Below are 11,268 nucleotides of genomic sequence, written 5' to 3'. Positions count from 1 at the left end.
ACTCGTTTAATATGCATTAGGATGATTCTGCAAATGGCTAATTTGCTCGTAAGTTAATTAAATATGCAATCTGATGTTATCAATATGCTATTAATAACCTGAAAAATTAATCAAAAAGAAATAAATTTGATTGTATTTCCTGTCATTAAATATTTTAAGTAACATACTTATTTTTTATTTAATGCGATACAGGTCATACAACAGACTGCCATCTTGTTTATATTTTAGACAATTTTTATACAGTAGGATTTGGACTTACGGCTATATAGCCACCGGATCGCCACTCTTGGCTGGCTTACAGATTAGAGCATCAACAGAGAGACACAATTGGTTTAGTCGCGCAATCAGATATGTAAAAGAGGCTTCCATCGCACCTGTTCCGATGCACGACTTATCAGCATGGCAATCTTTTTTCTCCTTATCTATCAAGGACTATAGACCGTTTATTACCATTAAGGAGTAAAATCTAAATACGGTTCAAAGCTCAAAATAGCGTAAACTTGCTTAATCATTTCATCTGCCGGAGTAGTAATGAAAAAATTCATTGTAGGTGGAACCATTTTTTACATGTTAAGTCCTGGCGAAAGAGTGCAGTCAAATGACATAGATTATGATTGCACAAGGCATTATATCATCTGGTCTGTCGATGATTCTTGGCATATTAAATATAAATTTAGTCAGGGTTGGGAAAATATCACGGAGCAAAATTTCGAGACAGAAAACGCTGCTTTCAATTTCGCTTATGAACACTTCCAAAAAACACAAAAGATCTGGCCTCCGCGTTAATACTGATTTGTCATTATTCAGTATCACATAATTCAACAGAGATAAAAATAATATAAAAAAAGTCGCCATAAGGCGACTTAAAAGGTACTTCTTTTTATAAAACCCTGGTGCCAGTTGGCTGTATTATTAAGCACTATATAGGCACTATGTGCAACCATTTAGTGCCTATATGCAACCACTTTATTCCTACTGCCATCACCTTACACTACCTGCATTTTACTTAAGGTAGTTATGACATGGCCGAACCCTATTTGAAGAACCGTCGCCGCTTCACATCCTCTCTTGATAACCGTCTTGTGCCGCTTTTTGATGCACTGGCTAAGAGTTCCCGCATCCCTAAAAGTCGTTTACTCGATGAGGCGATTGAGGATTTACTTTCAAAGCATGGTGTACCTGTTACAAGCCCCTTAGAGAGTGAGGGCGACTGAAAACCTATATAAAAGTCGAGCTGCCGATCACCTGCTCTGTCTGTTTCGTTGTCTGCCATGACGTACACCGGTTCAGGGCTGGCGATGATAGAGAGTCGGGAAAGGGAAGCTTTTCTTCTACTGCCTCACTGACAGGAACCGTGCAACAGTAAGTACGGGCGATAACTTATGTGCCTGAAAATGCGACATGTGATTTTATACAGTGTTTTCATAATACCCTGATGCTGCTAAAAATGAGGATTCATAACGGGAGATAATTATGGAAACAGTATCGTTTGTTGAATTAGACGAATTAAACCAGAACTTACGCAGCGGAAAAGCCGTAATTCGCATCGAATCCTGGATGACTGACGAACAGATTGGCAAACACATCCGGCATTTTATGGAAAAAGCCCAGGGTGCGCCCGTCACGGTTCAGTATGACGTGATCACCGACGACATGATGAAAGCCCTGGATGAGTTCGATCCGAAGTAGTCCCCCGGAACCGCCGCCAGGCGGTTTTTTACGTCCTTCTGCGGGGATTCGGTAAAACCCCTGTATTACCGGCATTAAAAATGCCGCTTCAGTAGCGGCATGTTAAAGGCGTGAAAGCTGCTCACAGCTGTGTCATTCGACAAGATAGCGATGTATCAGGTAGCTGGCCAGCAGGACTAGCACCACGGCCAGAAACTGATAGCCGCCCATGCCGTACCAGGGACGTTCGTCGAAAAGGCCCATTTCCCTGGCACGTCCTACCACGCTGCCGAACTGCTCTTTATCTGCCATATAATTAAGAAACGGGAACGTACCGATAACCAGCCAGGCCGACAGAACGCCATTAACCAGCCATTCAGGAAACAGGTCAATAAAGTCTGACAGGCCGCCGCCGTGAAATGAAGAACGCCGCGCGTCACTGAAAAAGTTGTACCAAACCGCTACGCCGAGCGTCCCCCAGATAATGATTGCAAAAACCCACGCTTTAAAAAAATTAACCCCGTCGTAAATCGTATCAAGCACGTTACCGCCTCCTCTTTGGCCCGATTGATAAGCAGGGCTTATTTAACCATTTTTTCCCTGAAAATTCCCAGTCTGCTATAAACTGGCACTAACGGTTTCCGGGGATTCGGTAAAACCCCGATAAGACCGAATCCGCTGCGAACTCACTAAAGATTTCTTTAAGATTATTCTTAGTGAGCGTATCTTTGTACACATCTTGTAACGATGTGAAGGAGCATACGATGAACGTGAATTTAAAAGAAATAGCAGGTAACTGGAATAAAGGTGTCGTTCTCGACAAACACAGCAAGTCCAGCGTTTTGACAGGGCAGAATGGGTACGGGCATAACGTTTACGAAACCATCCGAACGGACGTAGGCGAGGCATTATTTCAGCTTAAATACCGTTCAGACTGGAATCAGGTTCAGCCGCTGGCGCAGTGCCTTTATGATAACGCCTATCCCCTCTTTGATAAGGTCGGGTTCATTGTTCCTATGGCCGCTTCTAACGTCCGGGCGCGTCAACCCGTAACCGAAGTGGCCCAGGCGCTGGCGAAATTAGCCGGTGTTCCCTGTATCACGACTATGCTGCTCAAGGCCCCTGGCGGCGTATCGCTCAAAGATTTGAATACCAAAGAGCAAAAAGTTGCCGCTATTGCTGACAGCTTTTCCTGTCAAGAGGTTATCAATAATCAGGGGCAGTGGAATGTTTTAGTGATAGATGACCTCTACCACACAGGCGCATCAATGGAGGCTGCTTGTGCGGCGCTACGCGGCTATAATAAAATTATTAATATCTACGTCGCGGCGCTAACCTGGAGATGACCATGACGACGATTTTCGTTGCTGGCTCTATAACTATCAAAGAACTTGATCCGCTCATTATCGAGCGGCTTAAGAAGATTGTAGACAAGAAATACCGCGTGGTTGTAGGCGACGCCAACGGCGTAGACTCGTCCGTTCAGCGGGCGCTGATGGCGCTGAACTGTGAAACCACCACGGTTTTCAGCAGTTCGCCAAAGCCGCGAAATAACTTGGGCTCATGGCCTGTAAATGTTGTCAAAACGGATTTTCAGCGCGGAACGCGCGAGTTCTATACCGCAAAAGATCTACAGATGGCTGAAAAGGCCGACTGCGGTCTTATGGTGTGGGACTGCAAAAGCCCCGGCACGCTTAACAACGTTGTGGAGCTGCTTCTGCGAAATAAGTATTCGGTGGTGTTCGTCAACAAAATGCGGGACTTTGTTAAAATAAAAACGCCGGACGATATTGATACGCTGATAAAGATGATGAACACGAGTGACCTGGAAAAGGCAGAAGACAAAATCAGTTTAAGCGGCAAGCTGGCGAAATTAAAAAACAATCAGATGGCTTTGCTCTAGTCACAGCCTGCACTTCACCAGAAACCGCCGCCGGGCGGTTTTTTTATGCCCTTCTGCGGGGATTCGGTAAAACCCTGATTCTACCGAATCGCCCCGCTGCGGCGCGCAACACTACATGTTGTGCCTCTCTCAGCTGGCTGACCTACCAGATATAGTGATCCGGCCCTCTGCGCCGGGTCAGGCCGTGCCGGTTTTCCCGCTGTGCCATTCGGTAAAACTCCGGGAACGGAGGGTTTCCCCGAATGCGATTTACCGCCAGCGGAGTTTTTCTTCGCGCACTGCTCGTCTGCTTACGTCAAAATAGACGTAACAGGCCTGTTGTGCGGAGATTTAAAAAATTGAGCAACTTCCCCCCCGAAATCCCTCAGATTTCACGTAGCGTTGTCACGACGTCAGGAACCCCGGCAGCGCGGTTTGGTATGGATTACCCTCTCGCCGCCGCCATGCGCGATCTTGCCGCCGAGACAACCGGCTATCCGAAATACCTGCTTGCGCCTGAAGTCGGGGTGTTGCTCGATGCCGTAGGCGATCTGCGGCAGCGGATACTGTTTGATTTCCTCTGGAACACCGGCGCACGTATCAGCGAGGCGTTAGCCGTCACACCGGCTGATATTGTCCTCGATGCCAGAAGGCCGTATGTCGTGCTGTATACGCTGAAACAGCGCCAGCAGCCCCGGCCCGGACGCCCGCGAAAGGGAGAGCCGGTTAAACGCGCCGTGCCGCTGCTTGATGAAGCGTTTGTTATGCGGCTGCGGGATCACCTGGCAACCTTCACACGGCACCGTACAAAGCCGGTATGGGAGATAACCGACGACACCGCCCGGCACTGGCTGCAAAACGCCCTGGCTGAGTGCGAGCGGCGCGGCGTGAAATTCACCATTCCCCTGATCAGTCCGAAAACCTTCCGGCATTCGTTCGCCATGCACCTGGCGATGAACGGGGCGCTGCCGGTCACGTTGCAGGCGTACATGGGGCATAAGGATTTCAAAAGCACCCAGCACTATCTGCGCGTGTTCGCGCTGGATGTCGGAATTGGCCTAAATCACACAATCCGCTTTTCGTACCCGCCAGAAAATCCGCTGCTGTTACCCTGAATTGCTATCACCTCAGCGTCCTGCAGAGCGTTCTGGCCGGGAAATTTGCTATCAGTTGATGCACGAGCTGGGCGGCGCCGGTCGCAGATATGATTGCAAAATGCCCCCCCTGCCCTGTCCTGGTGAGTCGTGCCATTGATTGTTATCATAAGGCTACCGGTCAACGTGCGTGATAGCCGGTTGTAACGCACCTTTCAATCCCTTCAAGCTACGGCGAACTGTATCGCCGCTGGCGATATGGTTCCCGTCAGGAGCCAATATGCAAACCTCACCCTCTGCACCAATCCGTTGTGTCGTACATATCGCCGATGATTACCTGAGCGACGACTACGATGCTGAACTAGAAACACGTCTCAAGGACAGTGCAGGCACGAAATCAGCCATGCTTCAAATGCTGATTGATGGCCTGTTCAATAAGTTCGTTATCAATCTGCCGGATTTTCACAATCAAAGCTGGCAGATGAATGAACTCAGTAACGGCGGTTTTTACCTTATGCCAGATGATGGAATACATCGCACTGTGCAACTGGGTAATTTCTCAGTTTCAATGGATGCTGACCAGCTTGGCGTTTCATTGTCATTTATGCTTTTTTCCGCGCTTGCTGAAAAGACTAAAGACAAGGTTTTTCGTCAGCTATGCCATGACCTTGAGCTGTATATGGTTCAACTGGACAGAGAAAATCAGGCAGACGGCATCAAGACTTTCTTGAAGCTTTCACGCCTTATTTAATACAGGTATAAGCCTGATCAGCCGGACACTCCCTGAGTGTTCGGTTTTTTTTTGCGCTGCGCTATAGATTCCCTTAGGAAACCTTAGGGAAATCCCTAATAAATCCTTTGAACATCCAAAAGGATTATGTAATATATCCTTATCGCAACGCAGACAAGGAAAACGACATGACAGTTATTGCAGCAGCACACAACAAAGGCGGCACCGGAAAAACAACTACGTCAGTTCACCTTATCGGTGAGCTGCGCCCTGATGACGTTATCGATATCGATGTTCACAAGGGGATTAGCATCCTTAACCGTATGCGCCCGGATGACGCTCAATGGCCTGTATCAACGTTCAACAATTCGAAAGATCTAATGCGCTACATCCGGGAACGCGACGAGGCGGGTAAGCTGGTCTACGTTGACTGCGGTGGCTTTGACTCCGAGCTTACCCGTTCTGTTGTTGCAGTTGCCGATCTGGTAATTGTTCCTGCGAACGACAGCCCGACTGAGCTTATTGGCCTGGCCTCTTTTGATCACGTTCTGGCTGATATCAGCAAAAAAATTGGTTTTGAGCTGGTCACTCACGTCCTGCTATGCAAGACGCCGCCAAACAAAAAGAACTTTCCTGAAATGGAAAGCCAGTTAGCAGAAAGCCGCCATATGAAGCTGCTTAACAACCGTCTTCCTTACCGTACCGGACGCTATGGCTTCCAGGAAAGTTTACGGACCGGACAGGGGATCACCGAGATTAAAAACGGCAGGGCATCATCAGCAGGGCGTGAGCTGCGGAAAGTTGTTGCTGAGATTCAGGCGCTGCTAGCAGCCGAAGAATAATATATAATGGAATCCTTAAAGGAATCCTTAGAACATCCTTAGGATTCCTAATAAATTCCCATAATGCACTACCTGAGGTTTCCATAATGACTAACAAGAAAAACAAAGCAAGTCTGTATCAAGCCGTTGCGGATGACCAGCTTGGTGATGCAATGCTAAAAGTGAATACGCCAGCGGCAACCGATGCACCGGCTAAAAGAGAAGTGCGCACGAAGACGCTCAAGGCGATTCCTGCGAGCTACTTCGATGCACACCAGGCGCTACGCGATTCGAATAAAACCGTTCTCGACTTCTCAAGCTACATCATGGAAGCCTTAAGAGAAAAATTCGAAAGAGACGGGGCGCTTTAACCCCTTAGGAAATCCCTGGGATTTCCTAAGGAAATACTATAAACATCCTGAGGAAATGCGATGAGTCAGTACAGACTGAATGGAAAGACACCTAACGGCACGGTAGACGTGTTGCTTGGATGGGATGAACCGATGAACTGGTTTTTCATGGTTATTGATCCTGAAGTCGATGAGCCACTTTACAGCAACCTGGATGAACCTGAACCGGAACGCCTTACACTGGATCATTTTCAGCGAGTTTTAGACCGGTTTAATATCAGCAATATTTCTTTGCGTCCGGGTCATGAAGACGGACTGTATGAAAAACTCATGTCAGACCGCGAAGAAAAAAGAATGAGTTGAGAATCCTTATATAAACCCTAAGGAAATCCCTTAGGATTCCATTGGAATCCCTGAGGAAATCTTAAGGGTTTACCTAAGAAAACTAAGTATTACATATGGAAATTACGACAAAAGACTTCGCAGATTGGCTGGGTATCTCGGAAGGGGAGCTGGTCTATAAGTACCAGACAAAGGGTGAGTACAAAGGTGTTAAGTTGCCGCAGCCGCTATATCAGCACACAGGTAAAACCCGAAAGTTTCGATACGTTGATGTGATGAAATTCGTGTCAAAAGTGAAGGAGTACGAATGAGTGTTTCCGTAGTGTATCTGGTCTTCTTAGTGGCAGTCAGCTTTATGATTTCCTATCTGATCGCTGGCGTATTTTGGGGCAAAGGTTCACTTCCCGACTGCCTGAGAGCTGAGAACTGGACGGTTGGCACCGGCATTTTGTTTGTGTTTCTTGAGTCCATATTCGGCTTTATGATTTACCTACAAGCATCAGGGCAAATGCCAACGCTCGTCCATGTAGTAGGGTTTTAAGAAGATAAGTCTCTGCCACAAAAGCGCAACTACTTGATATAGTTACGAACGAATACAGAAAGCCGCCCGACCGGAAGGCTAGTTATTCAGGAGTAACGATGAGACTGCAAGATGTAGCAAAAGTCTCTGTAAACGATCCAGACGCTGATTTCTGGATCGTGCGCAGAGGAACCGTGAAGTCGGTTGGAGAACCCACGTATACATTCAATCCTGAGCATATCGGGATAAAGGTAACACGGACGGATGTAGTGCTTCCGCGCTACCTGTATTACTGCCTGATGCACATACACGCAAAAGGTATGTGGGAACCTATCGCCACCGGCACACTGACTTTAGTTAACATACGCGTTTCTGATATCAAGCATATCGCGCTTCAGCCGCGTTAAACCTATCGCGTTAAGACGCTATCAAGCATAAGGGCAGGTTACTGCCCTTATTTCTTCACAGAGAGGATTGTATGAGCATTTCAATAGATCTCCCTGGTATTGATGAACAACGTATGTTGCTGCTTCAGCGTGGCGCTGAAGCGGGCTGTACTCTGTTACGGGCAAACCTTAACGCTCCGCACTACCCGGTTGCGTCCGGCATCAATGCCGCTGACTATGGTGATAAACACTTGCGCACCCTCGATGAAGGCTGGGAACCGCCTGCTGCTGCGCTCGTTTCTGCCTGGTTCGCCCATTTTCAGAAATGCTTCCCGGAGTATGCTTCAGAAAGCAAACTGGCGGGGCTGCTTGGCCTGTCGGGAGCTAACGGCGGCCGTCGCATACGCGCATACACATCCGGCGATGAGAAGATCCCCTATGGCCTGTGGCGGCGTTTTCTCGTGATGACCGGCAGAGCGAGCCAGGAGATCATACCGGTACTGGGTATATTCGATATGCAGGACTGAAGGTGCAAAGAACATTGGCCCTCAAACCTCAATAACCGCCACATGGCGGTTTTTTTTCGCATCGAGCGTAAGTGCTTCATGTAAATTTTGGTGATATTACGCTTCCTCGCTCACGTCCGGTAAAACTGGCCGTAAGTCTGCGGCGAGCGTTGTCTAATCTTTTGATAAATCCCTACGTGTTTCCATCCGGCCACATAACCCCAGAGAACGGCCTAAAAAGCCCTGTGCCGTTTTATTTTCTATTTCTGACGCAATCATGCAGCTTGTTACTCCGAAGGCTTAGAATGGTTTTGAGAGCGAATCTGAACCTGTTCCTGCCTAAGCTGGTTTTGCGAAGCCTCGATCTGGTCGCAATGAAGAGGTCTGACGGTCGGAGACGAAAGGAATGTTCAGCAATCCTCTGTGGATAGTAGTTACAACGATCACTGATGAATTGCACTTCTGCCCATCGTTTACGATGGGAGCTACCTTATAACTCTGAGCGGCTTGGCCGTAGGCCAATGCTAGTGAAGGCATATTCAGGACTGTCCACAGGGCAGGCCCGAATAGGTATTTATTTTTAAAAGAAAGGAATATTAAGAAGTTTAAAAGAATACACGCACCTACAAAGACTCTCGGAAAGCACTCTGTTAGCTAAGTTCCTTGCACTTAACTGTTAATAACATTTAATCAGGAGAGAAATCTAATTTAGCGGGGGTGTTTTGGTGCCGGAAAACCAATGAACGGCCAGATTGGAACCAGGTACGGCCGCGAAGATTGGTTGGTTTTTAAACGACACCTAAAGACAGACACGGGTAATTCTCCGGCGCTGCCGGATAACCTAATACTAGTTGGGGTTTATGTAGCAGCTATTCTGGTATGGCTACCGCGAGACATAAACATGCGTTGTTTAACCCTGGTGGCGATTTCTGCCAGCACTACATTGAGATCTGCGGGGAATGTACCAGCAATAATCTCTTTGTTGAGCTGGCGTCTTACCAGGGCTTCTATGTCTTTACGGCTTCTTTCCGCATCACGCTTAGCCTGGGCGCGTTTCTCGCCCTGACGCTTCAGCTTAATCCGCTTATCATAAAAACGTTTACGTACGGCTCCCCAGGCTTCTTTCACCATTTCTTCAATAGCCAGTGCCGGTAATCCTCTCGCGGTCCGTTGCTTGTTCTTCCAGCTTGCTCTGGAACGACAAGCACCTTCAACGGCTCGTTCAGAAATATCGAGCACACGGAAAAACTCAGATTTGAAGGTAATGTCTGATGGGAAATAGCAGCCTAAGGTGCCGCAATACTCGGTTTTATAGGTAATAAGGCCTAACAGCTCAAGGAACTGTAAAGCGCGGGATGCACGAGAGATAGAAACCGTTTTGGCTTCGGTAGCAAGGCCGCATTCAATAGCTATAGTCGTGATTGACGCGTTAACGCGGTTTGCCAGGGGATCGTAATGGAAGCAAATAGCCTGTAACAGCGCCTCAATTGCCTTTAATCGATCAGCTGGAGGCATACGATAACGCACCCCTCTTTGACGCGCATAAGCAACGAGCATCGAGAATACAAATTTTGCAGTTAAGCCTGCGGCTGCTTTCATTAGCTTTTCATTGAAAGCGAGTGTGGGTTTATCCTCTCGCGCCTTAAAGACGGGGTTCGGATTCTTTGCGCAGCCAGCTCTGAATAGAGTGTTCTTTGACTCAGACACGCCCGCCTGCACTTATGGCGGGCAGGGGTTGATTTGGGGAATACATGAGTTATAATCCTTCTCAGGTTTCGTACCTAGCCCTGACTATCATGTCGCTCCGCCAAGAATGAGCATGATTTTCGGGGCTTTGTTTTTTGGGCTTTTCAACCCTTCCTTCACCACCTTTCGGCGTGGCATACCTCAAAAATTCTTTTCGTCTTGAGTAGTTAGCGATGAAATCTATCACCACATTTGCTTTTAAACAAGACTGCCTTCCACTGCTATAGGCCGCACTAATCATAACTAAACAGGTTACATTAATCCAGTCTACTACTTGGCATTGATCGCAGTTTCAGGAATCCCGTTCTGTTTCACAGGTTTCCTGTGATGCATAACGGGATTGAACAACCGTCAGGGCGTTAGCAGATCATCAATCAAAGAGTGCTTTCTGTGCGTCTCTGAAACGCTCAAGACGCATTTTGTAATCGTTCTTCTCTGCTTCTGACTGCCTTAAGGCTCGATTAAGACGCTCTATCTCATTTTGCTGCGCTTGATACTGCATCAGGCATCTGAGTAGGGTCTGTGATCCGGTTTTCTCACCCACAAGCGGCCCTACAGCTTCCAGCTCCGCATCATGAATGTCCTTAGTTCTTACCGTTAGCGTTCCCATGAAAAATCCTTGATAGCAAATTCACACATTCAAGCTACATCCGGGCAAGCTAAACGCAATCAATTTTGCGTTGGCCAGCTCGCCGGCTGTCTCTTTTTTGCTATCAATTTATCTCTGGCCAACTCGCCGGCAGCGCCAAAACTGATAGCAAAAAAAACTCTCACATTGTCCTGCAGAACATCAGAGTGATAGCAGGACAGGAATACTGTGTTTCTGTCCTGCTGATCGGTCAGTCATACTCAAAGAAAATTGGACCTCTGAAAATGCCGTTGCTCTTTCATGGCTCTACTCCTGCTCGCGGCGTATTTCAGACATAGTTTCGTTAAATGCGTGATCGGTTTCCTCTTGCCCTTCCTGGCTCAGATCGTAACCTTGACTCACTGCCATTGTTCTTACGTACCCGGCATCGTTCTTATTGCGAGATTCCAACGTGACAAGTGCATTCAACAGCGTATCCACGCACATCTTTTCATAAATTTCGTAATGACAGCCGCAACGCTTACCTGCGTCCTGACTGATTCGCTTAAAAAAGGTGTCGATGTGAATCCCGTCATTTTCCTTTGACCAGGGATTGCGGATATAGCCTTCACGGTTTTGTGATGATCGAGTCATG

The 11,268-nt window shown here is 47.5% G+C and carries 17 protein-coding genes; 13 read left to right on the top strand and 4 right to left on the bottom strand.

The window, feature by feature from the left end:
* Nucleotides 1-531: 531 nt before the first annotated feature.
* From LG383_RS22890 to LG383_RS22880, 3 genes are all read left to right on the top strand, one after another.
* Nucleotides 532-786, top strand: a complete 255-nt coding sequence (locus LG383_RS22890; RefSeq protein ID WP_225760291.1) for a hypothetical protein — start codon at nucleotides 532-534, stop codon at nucleotides 784-786.
* A 236-nt stretch (nucleotides 787-1,022) separates the two neighbouring features.
* Nucleotides 1,023-1,214 carry a ribbon-helix-helix domain-containing protein gene (locus LG383_RS22885; protein ID WP_225760290.1) on the top strand — a complete coding sequence of 64 codons (192 nt, stop codon included), beginning with the start codon at nucleotides 1,023-1,025 and terminating at the stop codon, nucleotides 1,212-1,214.
* A gap of 259 nt (nucleotides 1,215-1,473) precedes the next feature.
* Nucleotides 1,474-1,689 (top strand): hypothetical protein, encoded by a 216-nt coding sequence (locus tag LG383_RS22880; RefSeq protein WP_225760289.1) that lies wholly within the window; start codon nucleotides 1,474-1,476, stop codon nucleotides 1,687-1,689.
* Nucleotides 1,690-1,821: 132 nt separating this feature from the next.
* Here the strand turns inward: LG383_RS22880 and LG383_RS22875 are convergent, their stop codons facing one another.
* The gene (locus LG383_RS22875) at nucleotides 1,822-2,211 is read right to left on the bottom strand and encodes a hypothetical protein (RefSeq protein ID WP_225760288.1); all 390 of its coding nucleotides are present in this window, start codon (nucleotides 2,209-2,211) and stop codon (nucleotides 1,822-1,824) included.
* Nucleotides 2,212-2,432: 221 nt separating this feature from the next.
* Between LG383_RS22875 and LG383_RS22870 the strand changes: the two genes are divergently transcribed.
* The 10 genes from LG383_RS22870 (at nucleotide 2,433) to LG383_RS22825 (ending at nucleotide 8,320) form a co-directional block, all read left to right on the top strand.
* Nucleotides 2,433-3,014 carry a ComF family protein gene (locus LG383_RS22870; protein WP_225760287.1) on the top strand — a complete coding sequence of 194 codons (582 nt, stop codon included), beginning with the start codon at nucleotides 2,433-2,435 and terminating at the stop codon, nucleotides 3,012-3,014.
* 2 nt (nucleotides 3,015-3,016) lie between these two features.
* Nucleotides 3,017-3,571, top strand: coding sequence for a hypothetical protein (locus tag LG383_RS22865; protein ID WP_225760286.1), 555 nt, complete (start codon nucleotides 3,017-3,019; stop codon nucleotides 3,569-3,571).
* A gap of 338 nt (nucleotides 3,572-3,909) precedes the next feature.
* Entirely contained in the window at nucleotides 3,910-4,665 is a 756-nt protein-coding gene (locus LG383_RS22860) for a tyrosine-type recombinase/integrase (protein ID WP_225760293.1), read from the top strand.
* A 259-nt stretch (nucleotides 4,666-4,924) separates the two neighbouring features.
* Nucleotides 4,925-5,395: an antirestriction protein gene (locus tag LG383_RS22855; protein WP_225760285.1), complete on the top strand. Its 471-nt coding sequence runs from the start codon at nucleotides 4,925-4,927 to the stop codon at nucleotides 5,393-5,395.
* 167 nt (nucleotides 5,396-5,562) lie between these two features.
* The gene (locus tag LG383_RS22850; RefSeq protein WP_225760284.1) at nucleotides 5,563-6,216 is read left to right on the top strand and encodes a ParA family protein; all 654 of its coding nucleotides are present in this window, start codon (nucleotides 5,563-5,565) and stop codon (nucleotides 6,214-6,216) included.
* Between the two features lie 86 nt (nucleotides 6,217-6,302).
* Nucleotides 6,303-6,566: a chaperonin gene (locus LG383_RS22845; protein ID WP_225760283.1), complete on the top strand. Its 264-nt coding sequence runs from the start codon at nucleotides 6,303-6,305 to the stop codon at nucleotides 6,564-6,566.
* Nucleotides 6,567-6,626: 60 nt separating this feature from the next.
* Nucleotides 6,627-6,908 (top strand): hypothetical protein, encoded by a 282-nt coding sequence (locus LG383_RS22840; protein WP_225760282.1) that lies wholly within the window; start codon nucleotides 6,627-6,629, stop codon nucleotides 6,906-6,908.
* 286 nt (nucleotides 6,909-7,194) lie between these two features.
* Nucleotides 7,195-7,428: a hypothetical protein gene (locus LG383_RS22835; RefSeq protein WP_225760281.1), complete on the top strand. Its 234-nt coding sequence runs from the start codon at nucleotides 7,195-7,197 to the stop codon at nucleotides 7,426-7,428.
* Between the two features lie 98 nt (nucleotides 7,429-7,526).
* The gene (locus LG383_RS22830) at nucleotides 7,527-7,814 is read left to right on the top strand and encodes a hypothetical protein (RefSeq protein ID WP_225760280.1); all 288 of its coding nucleotides are present in this window, start codon (nucleotides 7,527-7,529) and stop codon (nucleotides 7,812-7,814) included.
* A gap of 71 nt (nucleotides 7,815-7,885) precedes the next feature.
* Nucleotides 7,886-8,320 (top strand): hypothetical protein, encoded by a 435-nt coding sequence (locus tag LG383_RS22825; RefSeq protein WP_225760279.1) that lies wholly within the window; start codon nucleotides 7,886-7,888, stop codon nucleotides 8,318-8,320.
* Between the two features lie 837 nt (nucleotides 8,321-9,157).
* Here the strand turns inward: LG383_RS22825 and repA are convergent.
* The 3 genes from repA to LG383_RS22810 form a co-directional block, all read right to left on the bottom strand.
* The gene (gene repA, locus LG383_RS22820; RefSeq protein ID WP_225760278.1) at nucleotides 9,158-10,018 is read right to left on the bottom strand and encodes a plasmid replication initiator RepA; all 861 of its coding nucleotides are present in this window, start codon (nucleotides 10,016-10,018) and stop codon (nucleotides 9,158-9,160) included.
* A 397-nt stretch (nucleotides 10,019-10,415) separates the two neighbouring features.
* The gene (locus LG383_RS22815) at nucleotides 10,416-10,655 is read right to left on the bottom strand and encodes a hypothetical protein (protein ID WP_225760277.1); all 240 of its coding nucleotides are present in this window, start codon (nucleotides 10,653-10,655) and stop codon (nucleotides 10,416-10,418) included.
* A 285-nt stretch (nucleotides 10,656-10,940) separates the two neighbouring features.
* Nucleotides 10,941-11,267, bottom strand: a complete 327-nt coding sequence (locus LG383_RS22810) for a hypothetical protein (RefSeq protein ID WP_225760276.1) — start codon at nucleotides 11,265-11,267, stop codon at nucleotides 10,941-10,943.
* Nucleotide 11,268: the final 1 nt, after the last annotated feature.

Origin of the sequence: Leclercia sp. Marseille-Q4284 (genome assembly GCF_916618945.1) — a bacterium.
GTDB lineage: Bacteria > Pseudomonadota > Gammaproteobacteria > Enterobacterales > Enterobacteriaceae > Enterobacter > Enterobacter tamurae.
Note: the sequence above shows the minus strand (reverse complement) of the source record. Positions and strands in the feature narration are given on the sequence as shown.